Source organism: Marinobacter sp. LQ44, assembly GCF_001447155.2.
Lineage (GTDB): Bacteria > Pseudomonadota > Gammaproteobacteria > Pseudomonadales > Oleiphilaceae > Marinobacter.
In genome coordinates this window covers 496,307-515,960 of sequence record NZ_CP014754.1, presented here as the reverse complement: position 1 = coordinate 515,960, position 19,654 = coordinate 496,307, and the positions used below count along the sequence as shown (strand labels likewise).

Here is a 19,654-nt window from a genome sequence, read left to right as displayed (position 1 = left end):
TGAATTTTCATGAACCTGACTGGAGAAATACCATGGCAAACGAGCGCACGCTCTCTATTATCAAGCCCGACGCGGTCGCCAAGAACGTTATCGGCGAAATTTACAGCCGTTTCGAGAAAGCTGACCTGAAAATCGTCGCTGCCAAGATGATGCACCTGACCCAGGAGCAGGCAGAAGGTTTCTACGCCGAGCACAAAGAGCGCCCGTTCTTCAACGATCTGGTTGCTTTCATGACGTCTGGCCCGGTGGTTGTACAGGTGCTGGAAGGCGAAGGCGCCATCCTCAAGAACCGCGATCTGATGGGTGCTACCAACCCGAAAGAAGCGGCGGCCGGCACTATCCGTGCCGACTTTGCATCATCCATTGATGCCAATGCCGTTCACGGTTCAGACTCAGCAGCTTCCGCTGAGCGTGAAGTGGCGTATTTTTTCAATGACAACGAGATCTGCCCGCGCGGTTGATGTTGTTGGTTCAGGGGTGGTGAAAACCACCCCTGAATTGGTTATCTGATCGAGGTTATTGCATGACTGGCACTGCCGAAAAAATCAATCTCCTGGGGATGCCCAAAGCCAAGCTTGAGGCGTTCTTTGAGACCCTGGGCGAAAAGCGCTTCCGGGCGCAGCAGGTGCTGCAGTGGATCCATCAGCGAGGCGTTGATGACTTCGATCAAATGACCAATATGAGCCGCGTACTGCGTGAACGGCTCAAGGAAATCGCCGAAGTTCGTGGTCCGGAGGTGGTTTATGACGAGACCTCCAAAGATGGCACCCGAAAGTGGGTGATGCGCATGGACAACGGCAACAGTGTTGAAACCGTGCTGATTCCGGACGGCGAGAGGGGCACCCTGTGCGTGTCTTCGCAGATTGGCTGTAGCCTTGACTGCACGTTCTGTTCCACTGGCAAGCGCGGCTTCAATCGTAACCTGACTGCCGCTGAGATTATCGGTCAGGTCTGGGTTGCCCGAAGAGCCTTCATGCCGTTTGATCCCAATGATCGCCCGATCACCAACGTGGTGATGATGGGCATGGGTGAGCCGCTGCTTAACTTCGACAACGTCGTCGATGCCATGAACCTGATGATGGAAGATCTGGCCTATGGTATCTCCAAACGGCGGGTGACCCTGAGCACGTCTGGCGTGGTGCCTGCCTTGGACCGGTTGGGTGAGGTTACCGATGTTTCACTGGCCATCTCGCTCCACGCACCCAATGATGAGCTGCGCAACACGCTGGTTCCATTGAATAAAAAGTATCCCATAGCGGAACTTCTGGCGGCGACGCGGCGTTATCTCGCCCGGTTGCCGGATAAACGTAAGGCCACCATTGAATATACGGTTATTGAAGGCGTTAATGATAAACCGGAACATGCGCGGGAGCTGGTGGCCCTGTTGAAAGGTCTGCCTTGCAAGATTAACCTGATCCCGTTCAACCCGTTCCCGGAAAGCGATTTCAAGCGGCCCAGCATGAACGCAACGCGACGATTCCAGACGGTACTCAACGAGGGCGGATACGTAACCACCATTCGTACCACCCGTGGTGACGATATCGACGCTGCCTGTGGGCAATTGGTCGGGCGGGTGGAGGACCGAACTCGCAGGAGCCAGAGATATATTGCAGTACAGCAGGTAAACCCCTGATTTAACAACGCGGAAGCGACTAAGGTAAGGTGTTTCGTGAAAGGAAAAGCACAAGGCTCGCATCTGTTTACAATGGCTGTTCTTTTGTTCGGTCTTGTTCTCTCTGGCTGTGTAACCACAACCGACAGTCGCTTTTCCCGGGAAGCGGACCGCGACAAAGCGGTCAGTAACTATGTACAGCTGGCCACGGCCTATATCGGTCAGGGCAATCTTGATCGTGCTCGCCACCACCTTGAACGTGCCCTGGAACTCTCCCCGAATAGTTCTGAAGCCCTGGCTGCCATGGGTTTGGTCTATAACGCTGAGGGTGAGCCGGAACTGGCCGAGCGTAACTTCAAACGCGCCATCAGTCAGGATTCCAGTTACTCCCGGGCGCGGGTTTACTACGGTGCTTTTCTATATAGTAACGAGCGGTTTTCCGAAGCCCGGGATCAGTTCAGTGTTGCTTCACGCGATACCGGTTACCGGGAGCGCGGAGCGGTATTCTATAATCTGGGCATGACTGAGGAGCGGCTTGGTAACCTGGATGCTGCCGCGGGGGCCTACCGACGAGCGGTGGAACTGACTCGCGGTGAAGCAAGAACCTTGCTTTCTCTGTCCAGGGTGTTGGTTGAACAGGAGGATTTTACCGAGGCTTCCCGTTATTACAGCCGCCTCCAGACCATGATCCAGCGCAATACCCGCTTGTCACACTCGGCGGAAAGCCTGTATACGGGTATTCGGATAGCGCGGCATTTTAATGATCGTGATCAGGAAGTGAGCCTGGCGATGTTGCTCCGAAATGATTACTCAGATTCTTTGGAATACCAACAATACAGGGTGTTGATTGCCAATGACCGGTGACGTGGAGCCAGATCAGGTGACGGCGGAGCCTGTCGGGGAGCAGCTTCGGCAAGGTCGTGAACGTCTCGGATTGAGCGTCTCAGCCATTGCTGATGAACAGCATCTCCGGCCGTCTGTGATTCAGGCTATAGAAAACGGCAATTACAGCAAAATAGACAGTGAGCTTTTCCTCAAAGGGTATGTGCGTGCCTATGCCCGCCAGGTGGGGCTCGACGCAGACGCGGTGATTGCCGACCTGAATCGGGAGCTGGAGCCGGCTCGCCAGCAGAGAGAACTGGAACACCAGGCAAGCCCCCTGGTTTCTATTGAACGCAAGAAGCGCCGCAAGCGTCAGGTTGCAAAACTGTTGTTGGTGCTGTTGGTCGTCGCGTTAGTGGCCTACCTGATCGCAGGATATCTTGCGGAGCAGGGACAGGACGGCGAGGCAGCTCCAGAGGCGAAAACCCCGGCCGAGACAGTGACGCCGGAACAGGGCCTGGCGGCCGATGGTCAGGACGTGCAGCCGGTTAACGAGCCGAATGACGAGTTCGGCGCTGCAGAACAGCCGTTACCTGAAGAAGGCGCGTCGGTTCCGGAAAGTGAACGTGTACCCCCGGCAGAGCCGCTGGAGCCTGAACCCATCGGTGCGGAGCTGGATGAGCTTCCGGCTGATCGGGTGTCTGCTGTCACCCCGTCGACCGAGCCTGCGTTGCAGGAAGAACAACTGCTCGCACCCGCAGCGACAACCCAGGCCAGGCTTCAGATTGCCTTTTCAGGAGATTGCTGGGTTCAGGTGACAGACGCTGATGGTAGCCGGTTGGTCAGCGGCTTGCGACGCAGCGGAGAACAACTGGATGTAACTGGAGAGGCACCCTTGACAGTGGTTCTTGGTGCTGTAAGCGCCGTTGAGTCCATTCGATTCCAGGGTGAGGCCCTGAATATTGGTGATTTTCGCGTAGTGAACAACCGGTCAGAGTTCACGCTCGAGCTTTGATCCGAACGCCCGAATAACTGTTGGTTCCAGCAAATGAAACACGAATCCCCGATCAAAAGACGTAAATCCCGCCAGATCATGGTGGGCAATGTGCCTGTTGGCGGCGATGCACCTATTGCGGTTCAGAGCATGACCAACACAAACACCTGTGATGTAGAGGCGACGGTTGGCCAGATTGCAGCGTTGCAGGAGGCCGGCGCCGATATCGTCCGTGTTTCGGTGCCCTCGATGGAGGCCGCTGAAGCGTTCGGGCAGATACGTAAGCGCGTATCACTGCCGCTGGTTGCCGATATCCACTTTGATTACAAAATCGCCCTGCGAGTGGCCGAGCTTGGTGTTGACTGTTTGCGCATCAACCCCGGCAACATTGGTCGGGACGATCGTGTCAACGCGGTCATCAGCGCCGCTCGGGATGGTAACATCCCGATCCGTATTGGTGTGAACGCCGGGTCTCTGGAAAAGAGCCTGCAGCGTAAATACGGTGAACCCACCGCAGAAGCCCTGGTAGAGTCTGCCATGCGGCACATCGATATTCTGGATAAACACGATTTCCAGGATTTCAAGGTCAGCCTGAAGGCGTCAGAGGTATTCATGACCGTTGACGCCTACCGGAAAATTGCCTCCCAGATCATACAGCCCCTGCACCTTGGCATTACTGAGGCCGGTGGTTTTCGTTCTGGCACAGTGAAATCCTCCATCGGCCTTGGCATGTTGCTGATGGACGGAATCGGCGACACCATTCGGGTGTCCCTGGCCGCAGACCCCGTGCAGGAAATCAAGGTTGGCTTCGATATTCTCAAGAGCCTCCGGTTACGCAGCCGGGGTATCAACTTCATCGCGTGCCCCAGCTGTTCCAGACAGAATTTCGACGTTATCCAGACCATGAACGATCTTGAGGCCCGCCTCGAAGACGTGAATACCTCCCTGGACGTCGCCATCATTGGCTGCATAGTGAATGGCCCGGGAGAAGCCAAGGTAGCGGACCTCGGGTTGACGGGCGGTACACCGAAAAACCTTCTGTATCTGGACGGAAAGCCAAATCAGAAGTTGGACAATGCGACGTTGACGGATGACCTTGAGCGAATCATCCGGGAAAAAGTCGCAGAGCGTCAGCAGCAGGAAGAATCCGTGATTGCCCGGTCTGCGGACTGAGCTGTCCATTCTGACATCATTCATCAAAGTATCAGGGTTTTAACTTGGCTAAGATTCAGGCAATCCGCGGAATGAACGATATTCTGCCGGAGCAGACCCCCGTCTGGCAGTATGTAGAGGCGACGGTCCGTCAGGTACTTGGGCAATACGGGTACCAGGAAATCCGGATGCCGGTGGTTGAGCAAACCGAGCTGTTCAAGCGCTCCATTGGTGAAGTGACCGACATCGTTGAGAAAGAAATGTATACCTTCGATGATCGCAATGGAGACAGCCTGACGCTTCGTCCGGAGGGAACCGCAGGATGTGTCAGGGCAGCGGAAGAGCATGGTTTACTGTTCAACCAGACCCGCAGGCTTTGGTATACCGGCCCGATGTTCCGCCACGAACGCCCGCAAAAAGGCCGTTATCGCCAGTTTCACCAGATCGGCGTGGAATGTTTCGGCATGGACGGACCGGATATAGACGCCGAGTTACTGATACTGACGGCGCGGCTGTGGCAGGCCCTTGGCCTTGCCGGGCATACGCGTCTTGAGATTAACTCCATTGGTACCAGTGACGCCCGTAAGGTCTACCGTCAGGCTCTGGTTGACTATCTTGGGCAATACCAGGATCAGCTGGATGACGACAGTAAGCGCCGGTTGACCACCAATCCGTTACGGATTCTGGACAGCAAAGATGCCGGAACCCGGAAAATCCTGGAAGGGGCGCCAAGCCTGGATGATTACCTGGATGACGAATCCCGGGCCCACTTTGAGCGATTGAAGGGGCTGTTGGACGCCGCCGGCGTGAAATACAGCGTGAACCCGGCCCTCGTTCGAGGTCTCGATTACTATGGCAAAACGGTTTTCGAGTGGATTACCGACAGCCTCGGTGCACAAGGCACGGTATGTGCTGGTGGCCGTTACGATGGACTGGTAGAGCAGTTGGGTGGCAAACCAACCAAGGCAGTGGGCTTTGCTATGGGGCTGGAGCGACTGATCCTGTTGCTGGAAACCCTGGAATTGGTGCCTGATTACGTTAACAACCATGCCGACGTATACGTGACTGCCATGGGTGACAAGGTCATCGCTCCGGCGATGGCGATTGCCGAAGAACTTCGCAGCGCGTTGCCCGGCAGTGTGGTGGTCACTCACTGCGGCGGTGGCAGTTTCAAAAGCCAGATGAAGAAGGCCGATCGCAGTGGCGCACGCTACGCGGTCATCCTCGGCGAAAATGAGCTGGCCAGTGGCAGTGTCGGCCTTAAGCCGTTGCGCGACGATGAGCCGCAGCAGGACATTGCCCGCAGTGAACTTGCCCAGGCGCTCGGCAGCCGGCTTGCACAATGAATTTCACAAGAACAGCAACATTATTGATGAACAGGAGTTTACATGGCTGAGTTGCGCACCGAAGAGGAACAGATCCAGGCGATCAAGGACTGGTGGAAGAAGAACGGCAGTTCTCTACTGATTGGTATCGGTGCCGCCCTGGCCATCGTGTTCGGCTGGCAGGCCTGGCAGAACCACCAGGCTCAGCAGCGTGCGGAAGCGGCTAATCAGTTTGCCACTCTGCTCAACGCGTTTGCCGATGAATCCGACGAGAATGCCAGCGAAACCGTCGCATTTGTTGCCGAGACGCTTCGCAACGACTATGGCAAGAGCGCCTACGCCATCTATGGCAACCTGGTACTGGCTCGCCAACAGATGATGGTGGACGGCAACGCCGAGGCCGCCATTGAGTCACTGAGCTGGGCCCTGGACAAGGCGGCGGATTATCCGGCCCTGAGTCTGGTGGTACGCAACCGCCTGGCCCGTGCCCAGTTTGCGGCTGAGCGGTACGAGGATGCCCTGGCAACCCTGGATGGTGCCGCCAATGCCGATGCCTTTACCGGTGTGTTCTCAGAATTGCGTGGTGATATTCTGCTCGCACAGGGTGACACCGAAGGTGCCCGTGATGCCTATATAACGGCACGGGAGCAAAACCAACAGGGCCGCAGCGGTATCCTGGAACTGAAGCTCTCTGACCTCGGTGTCGGGGAGGGGGCCTGATGCGGGTAACTCGCAACAGGTTCGTTCATTTTTCTCTGGCATCCTTGATGTTGCTGCTTGTGGGCTGCAGCACCAAGGACACCTTCGAACAGCCGGTGCCGGTTCCTGAAATTGATGCCACGGTCGAGTTCAAGCGTATCTGGACCATGTCAGTCGGGAAGGGACACGACGATCAGTTTTTGCACCTGGCACCGTTGTATGCCGGCGACGTGATCTATGCAGCCTCTGCCGATGGCCTGCTGGTGGCGGTCGAACCAGAGAACGGTAAGGCCCGCTGGCAGCGGCGGTCGAAAGACCGGATATTTGCTGGCATCGGCGGTGACGGGCGCCAGCTTTACTACATCACCCGCGATGCCGAACTGGTTGCCCTGTCGCGGGAAACCAGCGAGGAGTTATGGCGGGCATCATTGCCGACCGAAGGTTTGGCTGCGCCCCAGTCCAATGGCTCCCTGGTGGTTGCGCAAACCACCGATGGCCGGGTGATCGGATTTGATGCCACAAATGGCGAGCGCCGTTGGCAGTACGATGGTCAGGTGCCGGTTCTATCCATGCGCACAGCGGCGGCCCCTTTGGTGGGCGGTGATATCGTGATTGCTTCCTTCGCGAACGGCCGTGTTATTGCGCTGACTGCGGGTGCTGGCCAGCCGGTCTGGCAATACGAAGTCGGGCAACCACAGGGCCGCACGGAACTGGAGCGGCTGGTGGATATCGGCGGGCAACCGCTGGTCCTGGAGTCAGCCATTATGGTGGCCGGGTATCAGGGCAAGCTGGCGCTGGTTGATATTCGCTCCGGGCAGGAAATCTGGAGTCGCCGTGCTTCGAGTTTCTACTCGCCGAGTATCGGTGGTGGCAGTATCTTCCTGGCGGCGGCGAACGGCGACATTATTGCCTACCGTGGCAGCGATCGCCGCGAACTCTGGGTTCAGGACCGGCTGTCCTGGCGTCAGGTCACCCGGCCGGTGGCCAGCGGTGACTACGTGGTTACCGGGGATTACGAGGGCTACCTGCATGCGTTGTCACGGCAAGATGGTAGCCTGCAGGGCCAGCTGGAGTTTGACAGTGACGGTATCCGCGTACCGGTTCAGGTGATCGAAGATGGTAACCTGCTGGTTTACGGTAACGGTGGGCGAATGGCGGTCTATAGCCTGAGACCAAAAAAGTAACACCGCTCCCATGATCAGCCCGGCATGAGCCGGGCTTTTGACCTTTTTATATAGCAGAAAATTATGACCCCAGTTATTGCCCTGGTCGGACGCCCCAACGTGGGTAAGTCCACTCTATTCAATCAGATGACCCGTTCCCGCGACGCGCTAGTGGCGGATTTTCCGGGTCTGACCCGTGACCGGAAATATGGAGAGGGTCAGTACGAAGGGCAGAAGTTCATTGTCATTGATACCGGTGGTTTGACCGGGGACGAGGTGGGGCTGGACGCAGAGATGGCCCGGCAGTCCATGCAGGCCGTTGAGGAAGCCGATATCGTCCTGTTTCTGGTTGACGGCAGGGCAGGGCTGACAGCCGGTGACGAGATGATTGCAGATCATCTGCGCCGCTCCGGCAAGCAGGCGCACCTGGTGGTGAACAAGACCGATGGCCAGGACCCGGATGTCGCCGCCGCCGATTTCTATTCCCTGGGTTTTGAGTCCACTTTCCAGATTGCGGCCGCCCATAACCGGGGTATCCGCTCGCTACTGGAAGTGCTGCTGCCTGAGCCAGTGGATATTGAAGAGCAGGACCGGGCTGATCGGTACCCGGGTATTCGAATTGGTGTGGTCGGTCGCCCCAACGTGGGCAAATCGACCCTGGTCAACCGGATGCTGGGCGAGGAACGAGTCGTTGTCTACGATATGCCAGGTACCACGCGGGACAGCGTTTACATCCCCTATGAGCGGCACGGCCATCAGTACACCCTTATTGATACAGCAGGTGTGCGGCGCCGGAAGAACGTGAAAGAAGTGGTGGAGAAGTTCTCCATCATCAAAACCCTTCAGGCCATAGACGATGCCCATGTGGTTATTCTGGTGATTGATGCCCGGGAAGGGCTCGTTGACCAGGATATGCACCTGATCGGCTTTGTTCTGGATGCGGGCCGCTCCCTGGTGATTGCCATTAACAAATGGGATGGCATGGATCCGGAAGACCGCGAAAAGGTGAAAGAGCAGGTGGGGCGCCGCCTGGACTTCCTGGACTACGCCGACAAGTATTATATCTCGGCTTTGCACGGTACCGGTGTGGGCACCATGTACGAGTCTGTGCAGGCCTGTTATGAGTCCGCAATGGCCAAGTGGCCAACCAATCGCTTGACCGCCATCCTGCAGGATGCCGTGGCCCAGCATCAGCCCCCGATGGTCCATGGTCGTCGTATCAAGCTGCGCTATGCCCACCAGGGTGGTTCCAACCCGCCGGTGGTGGTGGTGCATGGTAATCAGGTGGATTCGTTGCCCGGTGCTTATAAACGGTACCTGGAGAATACCTTCCGCAAGGTGCTGAAGGTGGTGGGCTCGCCCATCCGGTTTGAATTCCGGTCCGGTGAAAATCCCTTTGCTACCAAAGTGGACCGACTTACACCGCGCCAGAAAGTGAAAAAAGATAACGATATCAAGAAGGGGCGCCGGGTGCGTAAAACCCGACAAAAGAGCGTCAAGCGCTGATCTGCCGGGCTGTGCCCCTTCTGTAACGGGTTGGCGTTATGCCAACCCGGCACTCTCTACCTGGCGTGCCTGCACTGCCGTCAGCGCAATCGTGAAGACAATATCCTCCACCAGCGCCCCACGTGACAGATCGTTTACGGGCTTTCTCAGGCCCTGCAACATCGGACCCACACTGACCACATTGGCACTGCGCTGAACCGCCTTGTAGGTGGTGTTGCCGGTATTGAGGTCCGGGAACACGAATACGGTTGCCTTGCCGGCTACCTTGCTGTCGGGCGCCTTGGCTTTGCCGACACTCTCGATGGCTGCGGCGTCGTACTGCAATGGCCCATCTATCAGAAGGTCAGGTCGCCGTTCTCTGGCAATGCGGGTGGCTTCTCTCACTTTGTCCACGTCGGCACCGGTACCGGATTCCCCGGTGCTGTAGCTGATCATGGCAACCACTGGCTCGATGCCGAAGGCCTCGGCGGACTGGGCACTCTGGATAGCAATATCCGCTAATTCCTCAGCATTGGGGTCCGGGTTGATGGCGCAGTCACCGTAAACCAGTACCTGTTGGGGCAGGAGCATGAAGAACACCGATGAAACCACTTTGGCGTGATCGTGGGTTTTGATCAGCTGCAGCGCCGGTCGAACGGTATTGGCGGTGGTGTGAATAGCCCCTGACACCAGACCGTCGGCTTCATCCATGGCAACCATCATGGTTCCCAGTACCACGTTGTCCTCGAGCATGGCTTCCGCCATATCTTCAGTTAGTCCTTTGTGTTTGCGAAGTTCCACCATGGGCGCGATATAGCGATGGCGGACCGACTGAGGATCAAGAATCTCAAGGTCTTCAGGCAGTTCAACGCCCTGGGAGCTGGCAACCGATTGTATTTCTCGTGGATCACCGATCAGAACGCAGCGGGCAAGTTTACGCTGATGGCAAATAATGGCCGCCTGAACGGTTCTGGGCTCCGCACCTTCTGGCAGCACAATTCGCTTGTTGGCGGCCCGAGAGCGCTCAGACAACTGATAACGAAAAGCAGGTGGCGACAAGCGCCCCTGGCGCTGCACCTTCAGGTGCTCTTGCAGCCAGTCGGTATCAATTCGTGTCGCGACTGACTCCATGGCCTGTTCTATCCGGTCGGGGTCATCGATGGGAATGGTGGCCGACAGGTTGGCAAGCATATGGGCGGTTTCATAGGTGTTGGTTGAGGAGCTGAGCACTGGCAGGCCCGTTGCGAGGGCCCGCCGACACAGGTTAATCACCCTGTCATCGGGCATCAGGCCACCGGTGAGCATCAAGCCAGCGAGTGGCACACCGTTGAGTGCTGCGACGGCCGTGGTCACAACAATGTCTTCACGGTCACCCGGAGTGACCAGCAGGGTACCCGGCCGCAAGATGTCGGTCATGTTCCGGATGGTTCGGGCGCACACGGAGACACGCTGAACCCGGCGGGCGTGCATCTGACCTTCATGGAGTACCGGCACGGCGAGCTCTCTGGCCACGTCGGAAACGCGGGGTGCCAGCAAATGCGGTTGCCAGGGGATTTCACCTAACAGGCGGAAACGCCCGGAATTAAACACCGAACAGGCTTCCTGATAGTTGATTTCCTGATGTTGATGGTCTGGCTGCTGGTCCAGGGCGATACCTGTTTTCTCGGGGGCGCCCACTTTGTTGAGGATAACGCCGATCACATCCGGGTCTGAGGGGGCGGTAAATATCCGTGCAGAGAAGTCGAGTTCTTCATCAAGCTCAGAGGCGGTGCAGGTTCTGGGCGTGCTGACGAGAATGACCTCGGAATTCAGGTTTCGGGCCACCTCGACATTGAGACGGGCAATGTAGGCCTCGCTACGATCTGGCACCAAGCCTTCGATGATGACAACGTCGAAGTCTTTAGCAACCTTCTGGTATTCGCCTACGATGGTTTCCAGCAGCAAGTCTGCCTTGCCGTGGTTCAATAACTGTTGGGCCTGTTTGAGGGGTAGAGGATCAGGTGTCTGAAGGTGACTGCGGGAGCGGACGAACTCAACGGAGGAGTCCTTGCCTTCATTGTGCCGGGCCTCACCGTGATGCACGGATTGACTGAAAGGCTTGTAAAACCCAACGCTTACGCCTTCCCGTTCCAGGGCCCTCAGCAGGCCCAGGCATACGGAAGTGAGGCCTGAATCGAGGGAAGTCGGGGCAATAAACAGACTCTTAGCCATAGTGGTTCCTGATTACGTCCTTGAATGTCAGTTTAGGTTAGCGAGCCGGCTCGCTTCTCTGGCAATCACCAGTTCTTCATTGGTCGGGATGACCAGTACCGGAAAACGCGAATCCGCGTCGCCAATATGGCCTTCACTGTAATGGCCGTGATGGCTGTTCAGGTCCGGATCGAGAGTAACGCCCAGCAATTTCATGTGTTCGATCGTCCGGGCTCTGACCCTCGCGCTGTTCTCTCCGATGCCACCGGTAAACACCAGGGCATCCAGATGGCTCAGGGACACCGTCATGGCCCCAAAGTACTTCGCCAGGCGGAAGCAGAATACATCGATGGCCAGTTGTGAAGGTTCGTGGCCATGGTCAGCCAGCTCGCACAGCGAACGCATATCGTTGGTCTGGCCAGACAGCCCGAGCAAGCCACTGTCCTGGTTCAATACCCTATGAACTTCACTGGCGCTGATGCCGCGCCCGGCCAGGTAGTCAAACAGCCCCGGGTCGACATCGCCACTTCGGGTGCCCATTACCAGCCCCTCCAGTGGCGTCAGCCCCATGCTGGTATCTTTGCTGATGCCGTTATCAATGGCTGTAATGCTGCAGCCATTCCCGAGATGCGCTGAAATGATGGACGTTGTCGCCGGAGTCTTCCCCAGTCGGCGCGAAGACTCATGGGCCATAAATTGATGGCTGGTGCCGTGAAACCCATAGCGCCGGATACCCCATTCCCGGTAATAGTGTTCAGGCAGGGCATACAGGAAGGCCCGTTTTGGCAGGCTCTGATGGAAAGCGGTGTCGAAAACCGCCACCTGCGGTACATCCGGAAACAGGCGCTGCATAGCGTTGATGCCGATCAGGTTGACCGGATTGTGAAGTGGCGCCAGTGAGGCACAATCCTCAATGGCTTTTATGGTGTTTTTGTCGATCAGTGCTGCCTCCCGAAAGGCCTCGCCACCATGAACCACCCGATGACCGATGGAGGCAGGCTCTCGGCTCATCAGGTTGCGATCGTAGAAAGCGTTCACCAGGGCCTGCAGGGCATGGTCGTGGGAAGCGTTTGCCGGTAAGGCCACCGGTACGCTATCGCCGGAAATCTTTGCCATTGAGTCAGGGTTGTTCAACCGTTCAGCCAGTGCAGAGGCTTGTTTCTCGAGGTTGCTGTCGAACAGCGCGAGTTTGATAGAGGAACTGCCGCAGTTCACGACCAGTATTGTTTCGTTCATGCTTGGTGCCGTTTTGATGATTCAGAGATTGGCCCGATGATTGGTTTCCAGCCAGTAGATGAAATCCTGCTCGGGCATCGGGCGACTGTAGAAGTAGCCCTGGGAATAGTCGCAGTTTTCATTTTTGAGGAAGTGGGTTTGCCCCTCTTCTTCGACGCCCTCGGCGATGACTTTCAGTCCAAGACTGTGGGCCATGTTGATGATAGCGCGCACGAGTGAGGCGTCTCCACTTTCGTTCAACACATCCTGAATAAAGGACTTGTCGATCTTGAGTGTGTCGAACGGGTACGACTTCAGATAGCTGAGGGCCGAATAGCCGGTTCCGAAGTCGTCAACCGACAGCCGGATGCCGGTTCTATCCAATTGCCTCAGGATATCAGCAGTTTCAATGGTGTTATCAAGAATAAGTCTTTCGGTAATCTCCAGCTCAAGGCATTCCGGCGGCAGGCCGCTGGCGTTGAGGGAACGCATGACTGCATCGGTAAAGCCGGGATCTCTAAACTGACGCGGGGATACGTTGACAGCAATCGAAAGTGATTCGAGGCCGGTCATGGCTCGCCAGGCAACAGCGGCCTTGCAGGCCTCCTCGATAACCCATTCACCGATCGGGATGATCAGGCCGGTTTCTTCAGCCAGCGGAATGAACCGGTCGGGCATAACCATGCCCATGGCCGGATTATTCCAGCGCAGCAGCGCCTCGGCACCGACCAATGAGCCAGAAGCGGTGTCCACTATCGGCTGGTAATACAGCTCGAATTCTCCAAGCTCCAGCGCCTTACGCATGTGGGACTCCATCTGAAGCCGTTCATGGGACACTTCAGTCATTTCCGGCGTGAACTGGGCGTAGGAGCTCTTTCCTTTATGCTTGGCTTGATACATGGCGGCATCTGCATGCTGGAGCAATGTGCCACTGTTATCGGAGTCGGTAGGGAAGATGGCGATCCCGATACTGGTTGTCACGAAGACTTCCTGGCCATTGAGCATAAACGCGGGGGCAAAGGTTTTAAGGATCCTCTCCGCGACCTGGCATGAGGACTCAGTTCCCGTGAGGCCCGGCAGGATAACCAGAAACTCATCCCCACCCAGGCGGGCTACGGTACTGGTGCCCCTGAGGCAGCTGGATATGCGACGGGCGGCCTCAACCAGCAGCGTATCGCCGGCATCGTGGCCGAGGGTGTCGTTGATGTGTTTGAAGTTGTCGAGGTCCAGGAACATGACCCCAACCTGGGAATTGTCTCGGCGAGCCTGGGCCAGCGCCAGCTTGAGGCGATCCAGGGCCAGCATCCGGTTTGGCAGGCCGGTCAATATGTCGTAATTGGCCTGGCGCAACAGTTGCTGTTCATAACGCTTACGGATGCTGATGTCTTCACCGAGGATCAGGTAGCCGGTGGTGTCACCGTTATTATCGCGGATAGGGGTGACCACCAGCTGCTCCCAGTAGCGCTCACCATTGCGCCGGACGCTGTTGACTTCGCCTTGCCAAACACCAACCCGTTGCACCTGGAGCCTGATGGACTGCCAAAGGTGGCGGGCATCCTGGATGTCCATACTGTTTTCGATCAGGTGTGACGGATGTTTGCCGATGATGTCGTCGATGGTGTGGCCAGTGAGTTGGCTGAATTTACGGTTAGCGTACTCGATCCGCCATTGGCGATCACAGATCAGAACCGAGGAGGGGCTTTGATCAATGGCCTTGGAAAACTTCAGGATGTCGGCTGCGTCTCGCTCACGCCGGGCAACATCCTCGTTCAGCCTTTCCTGCATCTGGTTGATGGCGTCTGTCACCATGCCCAGTTCGTCTTTGCCATTGGCTGCACTGTCAGGACGGTCCAGTACCAGGGGCCGGGACAGGTTTTTCAGGGACAGATCCTTGGTGTAGTCAGCCATGGCAGTGAGGTGGCGGGTTACAAGATGCTGGAATATCCACAGGATAAGCACGGAAACAACAAAGACGGTCAGGAACTGCGTGGCGAGAATAACGCCGACCTTTCGTTGGAGTTCACCATACACCCGCTCCAAATTGGCGGTAATCTCAAGTTCCCCAAGCAGGAATTCATTGCCATCTCGCTGAACGAGTTCGAACCGGTGGACAAGGGTGTCTGCGTGCCTCGGGATCTCGCCCATCACAAGTTCGGAGTCAGGCTCAATTCGGAGTCGGAGGTGGATGATGTCCGGTAGGCTGAGGATGCCTTCCATCTGGGTTTGCAGCAGTTTCTGATCCAGGGCCCAGAGGCTTCGGGCCAGGCTTGAGGCGTAGCCGGATTCAATCACCTCCATCCGTTCTTCGATCAGTGACAGGTCTTTACGGTAATCAGAATAGATCTGCACGCCCGCTGCCAGAAGCGTGAAGGCAGTACTGAACAATAGGATCCATGCCAGGAGCCTGAACGAAAGCGGAGAGGCTTTGCGAATACGCCTCAATCGGGGCATGAATGCTGGCATGTTGCGAACTTCGCTATCACATTGGATATCGGACATAAGATGCGCAAAAGTGGGTGCTTATCCTGTTAACGACTATAGCAGTAGTTTATGTTGAATGCGCTGCAAATACAGGAAATAACGGAATAATTCGGGCGGTGTTTCGCAGTTTGAGAAATGAAAGAGGTGATAGTTGTCTTTGACACAGATCAATACGGGGTTGGTCGCCCGGGCGTAACCTGAGCTTAATCAAGTTTCAGATAGAACAGGAGTTAACGCTATGTATATGGATGCAGTCGTTATCGCAGGTATCGCAACCGTGTTGCTGATGGTTGGCTTTTTTGTGGGGGTTGGGATTTTCGTAATGAAAGACCAGAAAGCCCACGGAGGAAAAGGTCACAATGGTCAACATAGAGGACAGGGCGGATAACCGGAAAGAAGTCGGTTAACCGATTGAAAAAATTGGCGTCCCCTAGGGGGTTCGAACCCCTGTTGCCGCCGTGAAAGGGCGGAGTCCTAGGCCACTAGACGAAGGGGACGCAACGTTTTCAACAACTTGCCTCGTCGAGGTGGCGCGTATATTAAGTAAGGGCTTTTGCCCTGTCAACGATTTTTTTGAAAAAATTACCCCGCCACGCTGTCCGCCAGTGCTGGTTCCAATTCGGCGTATTTGAACCGGAAGCCCTCGTGCTGCAATTTCGCCGGAACTGCTTTCTGCCCTGTGAGTAACAGCCCTGCCATTTCACCCAGTGCCAGTTTGAGCACCGGCGCGGGGGCCGGGAATACCGTGGGCCGGTGAACAACCTTGCCGAGGGTTTTGGTGAACTCCCGGTTGGTGACCGGATTGGGGCTGACCATGTTGTAGGCTCCCTTCGCATGGTGGTTCTCAAGCATCCAGATAAGCCCTGATACCACATCATCCCTGTGCACCCAGGGCATGTACTGTTGCCCGTTGCCGAGGCGACCGCCAAGGCCAAGCCGGAAGGGCAGGATCATTCTTTGCAGGAATCCGCCACCTCTGCCAGTCACAATGCCGGTGCGACACAGGCACACCCTGGTGCCCAGTTCCTCCATGGACAGCGCCGCCTGCTCCCAGTCACGACATAGCTCATGGGTGAACTCAGGATGTGGGTGGGAATCCTCTGTCACCAGATGATCCCCCTGGTCGCCATAGAAACCGACGGCGGAGCCGGATACCAGAACCTCAGGGGCGCTTTGCCAGCTTCTGCATACATCTACCAACGTCCGGGTTACGCCAATGCGACTGTCCAGCAGAGCCTGTTTTCGGGCTGACGTCCACCGCTTATCGGCGATGCCTTCGCCGGCCAGATTGATGACGGCATGGTACCCTTGGTGCCCTCTAAGAAGTTTCAGGTCTGAGGTCACTTCTACCCGGCCACAAAGTGCTCGAACCGTTTCTTCCGGTTGACGACTGAGAACGGTCAGCCCGTATCCTTTATTGGCCAGTTCGCGGCAGAGAATAGTGCCGATAAAACCGGTACCACCGGTAATCAGGATTTTTTGCTCCATGGTCAGCTTCTCCAGTCGGCTGATGGGTTCAGGATCCGCTATTCTCCAGTTCCTGAAGTACAACATCGCGGATGGCATCGCCCAGTTGAGGATTCTGGCCGATGGGTGGTGCCAGTTTGATCCGGACGCCATGCAGGCTTTCCAGCTCTGCGATCATTGCCGGTACATCTTTGCGCAGGTGCCGGCCTGCTGCCAGAAATAGAGGAACCACGGTAAAGTGTTGGGTGCCCTCTGCTTTGCCCTGGCTGACGATGGTTTCCAGCGAGGGTTCGGCCAGTTCCATATAGGCGATGGCCGCATTCTCTACCGACTTGAGTGTAGGTGCTGCCAGCTTTTCAAAGGTTTCGCACCAGCGTTGGTCGCTGCTGCCGTGGGCCAGCAGAATAATTCGGTGAGAATGGGTCATGGTTGCTCCTGGGTGGTCAAATGGAATGATTCGGTCGTAATCAAATAAGATCCTGTCCCCCCGCTGAGTTAAATGTAACAGGGAGTCGGTAAATGTTCGATTGGAAAGAGCTTCTGGATTTCTGGTTTGGTGAATTGGATGAGCATGGGCTGCCGGATGCGGAACATCGAAACCGTTGGTTTCGGTCCGATCGAAAGTTTGACCAGGAAATTCGGAGACGCTTCCTTTCTCTGGTGCTGTTCGCCTCTGAACAGGGTCTGGAGCACTGGCGAAATGAAGCGGGAGGCGCATTGGCCGAAATACTGCTGCTTGATCAGTTTACCCGTAATATCTTCCGTGGCGCTGCGCTGGCGTTTGAAAGTGATCGGCTGGCCCGCAATCTGACCAGGCAGGCAATGGACAGGGGGCAGGATCTTGAGTTGCCGCTGATTCAAAGGGCGTTTCTTTACATGCCCATGCAGCACTCTGAGCTTAAGAAAGATCAGGATTTGTCAGTGGCATGTTACGAGCAGTTGGTTGCCAGTGCCGACGGATTGCTCGCCGAGTTTCTTGGGAGCTTCCTGCAGTCAGCTATTGACCACCGGGATATTGTGCGGCAATACGGCCGTTTCCCGCATCGAAACAAGGCGCTGGGGCGAACATCCACGGAGGCAGAGCAGGCCTACCTGGCTGGTGGGCGTCGATTTGGCCAGTAAAACGCTATGGCTGAGGGTAATCACAATTTTTTAACAAAAATTGTTGACGGCTGATCGCTTATCAGTAGAATACGCAGCCGTTGAGAGGCAACGCCCTCTGGCAGCAAGCGGGAATAGCTCAGTTGGTAGAGCACAACCTTGCCAAGGTTGGGGTCGCGAGTTCGAATCTCGTTTCCCGCTCCAGATTCACAAAAAAAACCCGGCCCACAAGGCCGGGTCAGATTGCTGACGAACCCCGGTTTTTCCGGGGTTCGTTGCGTTTGGACGCTGTTAAATTCCGTTGGCGATGGATTGAGTCCAATAATCCCGACCGGATTCCCAACACTCCAGATCGGCCAGTTTTTGGGCCCATTCCCGGATGGGCCTCTGTAACCCAGGTATACCAAGGGATTTGAGCCATAAAAGACGCGCCAGGATCTGCGCGATCTTCTTCATATTCTGGGCAGCGGCGGCCAACAGGCACTGTTCACGCACTTTCGAGAGCCCTCGCAATCGAGCGTAACGATGACCATGCAACTGTTTGGCATCGGCGAACGACCGCTCCACGGTTTCCTGTCGTCGTTTGTAGAGCGCCTTGCCCCACGGGGTTAACCGGTAACTATCTGTTCGGTCTTTGCTGTCCTGCCAGACATGCCGGGTAAGCACTTTGACGTGGTTGGCGCTGCGCGTGCATTGGCTTAATAGTGGGCAGTCTTTGCAGTGAGCCGGATTGGACTTGTACTCACGGTAGCCCAGCCGATTGGTCGTGGCGTAGATCAGTTGCTGACCTTGCGGGCAGCGATACGTATTCGCTTCAGCGTCATAGGTGAAGGCCCGCTTTGGGAGATAGCCCTTGGGCTTGTTTGGTCGCCGGTAACCCATGACCCCATAGATGCCCCGGTCTTCCAGGCCCTTGCAGATACCTGCCGTGTAGTAACCCGCATCCAGGCCTACACCCCAGACATCGAAGCCAAATCGCTCACATTGTCGATCGAGCCGGTCGAGGTAGGGGCGGCTGTCGTGCAGGTTGGCCGGCGTGGCGTAGCTGTCGGTGATGATGGCGTTGCGGCCATCGACGGTGCGGTGATCAAGGTAGAAGAAGCCCTTGGGCTTGCCTTCCCGAACCATATAGCCACTGTCCGGATCGGTACGGCTGATCTTGGTGTCTTTGGTCTTGGCTGGCTGCTCGGACAGCTTCGTTTTCAAGGGCTTTTTGCCCTGGGCTTTGCGATCGCCTTCGATGGCATCTTCCAGGCTGTTCAGGTAGGCCGCCACCTTCTCCTCCGCCTGTTTCAGATCGTACTTGTTCTTGTTGGCGTTGGCCTTGAGGTGCGTGCTGTCGGTGTACAACACTTCGCCGCCCACGAGGCCATAGCCCATGGCTTGGAGCACGATCTCATCAAAGATGTCCTGATAGATGGTAGTGTCCTGGAACCGCCGCCGGCGGTTCTGGCTCAGAGTAGAGGCGTCCGGAATCTTGTCGGTCAGGTTGAAGCGCAAGAACCAACGATAGGCCACGTTAACCTGTATCTCCCGCACCAGCTGACGCTCACTGCGAATGCCGAACAGATAGCCCAGAAACAGCATCTTGAACAGCACCACCGGATCGAGTGCCGGCCGACCATTGTTCGAGCAGTACAAATGTCGAACCCGGTCACGAATAAATTCGAAATCGATGTACTGATCAATGTTGCGGAGAAGGTGGTTGTCGGGGACCAGCGATTCGAGACTGACCATCTCGAGTTCGTGTTGTTGCGGGGACGGCTCTTTGAGCATGGGGCAGCCTCTGAAAAGTCGATACCCCAATTACAACAAACCCCCGCCGAAATGGCGAGGGTTTGTCAGCAGTCTGACCCGGCCCACAAGGCCGGGTTTTTTTGTTTCCTGTTCCGCATTTCTCCCCCATGGACAAGGTTTCGTCGGTTATACTCGCTCACTTCCATCCCAA

The 19,654-nt window shown here is 56.4% G+C and carries 17 protein-coding genes and 2 tRNA genes; 12 read left to right on the top strand and 7 right to left on the bottom strand.

Translation table 11 applies throughout. The features are described 5' to 3' along the window. Nucleotides 1–32 precede the first annotated feature (32 nt). The 9 genes from ndk (at nucleotide 33) to der (ending at nucleotide 9,273) form a co-directional block, all read left to right on the top strand. Complete coding sequence (gene ndk, locus ASQ50_RS02395; RefSeq protein ID WP_058091092.1) at nucleotides 33–461, top strand: nucleoside-diphosphate kinase; 429 nt, start codon at nucleotides 33–35, stop codon at nucleotides 459–461. Between the two features lie 62 nt (nucleotides 462–523). Further along, on the top strand, nucleotides 524–1,633 hold the full coding sequence (gene rlmN / locus ASQ50_RS02390; protein WP_058091091.1) for a 23S rRNA (adenine(2503)-C(2))-methyltransferase RlmN: 1,110 nt from the start codon (nucleotides 524–526) through the stop codon (nucleotides 1,631–1,633). A 72-nt stretch (nucleotides 1,634–1,705) separates the two neighbouring features. Next, nucleotides 1,706–2,476 (top strand): type IV pilus biogenesis/stability protein PilW, encoded by a 771-nt coding sequence (gene pilW, locus ASQ50_RS02385; RefSeq protein ID WP_058091090.1) that lies wholly within the window; start codon nucleotides 1,706–1,708, stop codon nucleotides 2,474–2,476. Then, nucleotides 2,466–3,449, top strand: coding sequence for a RodZ domain-containing protein (locus ASQ50_RS02380; protein WP_058091089.1), 984 nt, complete (start codon nucleotides 2,466–2,468; stop codon nucleotides 3,447–3,449). The genes pilW and ASQ50_RS02380 overlap by 11 nt, the downstream gene beginning before the upstream one ends. Before the next feature lie 33 nt (nucleotides 3,450–3,482). Then, nucleotides 3,483–4,601: a flavodoxin-dependent (E)-4-hydroxy-3-methylbut-2-enyl-diphosphate synthase gene (gene ispG / locus ASQ50_RS02375; RefSeq protein WP_058091088.1), complete on the top strand. Its 1,119-nt coding sequence runs from the start codon at nucleotides 3,483–3,485 to the stop codon at nucleotides 4,599–4,601. A gap of 71 nt (nucleotides 4,602–4,672) precedes the next feature. Beyond that, complete coding sequence (gene hisS / locus ASQ50_RS02370) at nucleotides 4,673–5,926, top strand: histidine--tRNA ligase (protein ID WP_058091087.1); 1,254 nt, start codon at nucleotides 4,673–4,675, stop codon at nucleotides 5,924–5,926. 42 nt (nucleotides 5,927–5,968) lie between these two features. Continuing rightward, nucleotides 5,969–6,625 (top strand): YfgM family protein, encoded by a 657-nt coding sequence (locus tag ASQ50_RS02365; protein WP_058091086.1) that lies wholly within the window; start codon nucleotides 5,969–5,971, stop codon nucleotides 6,623–6,625. Next, complete coding sequence (gene bamB, locus ASQ50_RS02360) at nucleotides 6,625–7,788, top strand: outer membrane protein assembly factor BamB (protein WP_058091085.1); 1,164 nt, start codon at nucleotides 6,625–6,627, stop codon at nucleotides 7,786–7,788. Before ASQ50_RS02365 ends, bamB begins: the two co-directional genes overlap by 1 nt. A gap of 63 nt (nucleotides 7,789–7,851) precedes the next feature. Further along, nucleotides 7,852–9,273 (top strand): ribosome biogenesis GTPase Der, encoded by a 1,422-nt coding sequence (gene der, locus ASQ50_RS02355; RefSeq protein WP_058091084.1) that lies wholly within the window; start codon nucleotides 7,852–7,854, stop codon nucleotides 9,271–9,273. A 36-nt stretch (nucleotides 9,274–9,309) separates the two neighbouring features. On the opposite strand, the gene pta is transcribed toward der, so the two are convergent. From pta to ASQ50_RS02340, 3 genes are read right to left on the bottom strand one after another with little or no spacing between them, the layout of a single operon-like run. Further along, entirely contained in the window at nucleotides 9,310–11,463 is a 2,154-nt protein-coding gene (pta, locus tag ASQ50_RS02350) for a phosphate acetyltransferase (RefSeq protein WP_058091083.1), read from the bottom strand. A 27-nt stretch (nucleotides 11,464–11,490) separates the two neighbouring features. Further along, a complete protein-coding gene (locus ASQ50_RS02345) occupies nucleotides 11,491–12,678 on the bottom strand; it encodes an acetate/propionate family kinase (protein WP_058091082.1) in 1,188 nt (395 codons plus the stop codon). Between the two features lie 21 nt (nucleotides 12,679–12,699). After that, nucleotides 12,700–15,120 carry an EAL domain-containing protein gene (locus ASQ50_RS02340; RefSeq protein WP_058091138.1) on the bottom strand — a complete coding sequence of 807 codons (2,421 nt, stop codon included), beginning with the start codon at nucleotides 15,118–15,120 and terminating at the stop codon, nucleotides 12,700–12,702. A gap of 256 nt (nucleotides 15,121–15,376) precedes the next feature. On the opposite strand from ASQ50_RS02340, the gene ccoM reads away from it, so the two are divergent. Continuing rightward, nucleotides 15,377–15,526: a cytochrome c oxidase subunit CcoM gene (gene ccoM, locus ASQ50_RS21770; protein ID WP_172972268.1), complete on the top strand. Its 150-nt coding sequence runs from the start codon at nucleotides 15,377–15,379 to the stop codon at nucleotides 15,524–15,526. 33 nt (nucleotides 15,527–15,559) lie between these two features. Here the strand turns inward: ccoM and ASQ50_RS02335 are convergent. From ASQ50_RS02335 to ASQ50_RS02325, 3 genes are all read right to left on the bottom strand, one after another. Further along, nucleotides 15,560–15,635: transfer RNA gene (locus ASQ50_RS02335), tRNA-Glu, on the bottom strand. Between the two features lie 85 nt (nucleotides 15,636–15,720). Further along, entirely contained in the window at nucleotides 15,721–16,626 is a 906-nt protein-coding gene (locus tag ASQ50_RS02330) for a TIGR01777 family oxidoreductase (RefSeq protein ID WP_058091081.1), read from the bottom strand. 28 nt (nucleotides 16,627–16,654) lie between these two features. Continuing rightward, the gene (locus ASQ50_RS02325) at nucleotides 16,655–17,032 is read right to left on the bottom strand and encodes a sirohydrochlorin chelatase (RefSeq protein WP_058091080.1); all 378 of its coding nucleotides are present in this window, start codon (nucleotides 17,030–17,032) and stop codon (nucleotides 16,655–16,657) included. Between the two features lie 92 nt (nucleotides 17,033–17,124). On the opposite strand from ASQ50_RS02325, the gene ASQ50_RS02320 reads away from it, so the two are divergent. Continuing rightward, complete coding sequence (locus ASQ50_RS02320; RefSeq protein ID WP_058091079.1) at nucleotides 17,125–17,727, top strand: DUF924 family protein; 603 nt, start codon at nucleotides 17,125–17,127, stop codon at nucleotides 17,725–17,727. Nucleotides 17,728–17,834: 107 nt separating this feature from the next. Continuing rightward, nucleotides 17,835–17,910, top strand: a tRNA-Gly gene (locus ASQ50_RS02315). 87 nt (nucleotides 17,911–17,997) lie between these two features. Here ASQ50_RS02315 and ASQ50_RS02310 read toward each other — a convergent pair. Next, nucleotides 17,998–19,482, bottom strand: a complete 1,485-nt coding sequence (locus tag ASQ50_RS02310) for an IS1182 family transposase (protein ID WP_076657121.1) — start codon at nucleotides 19,480–19,482, stop codon at nucleotides 17,998–18,000. Nucleotides 19,483–19,654 lie beyond the last annotated feature (172 nt).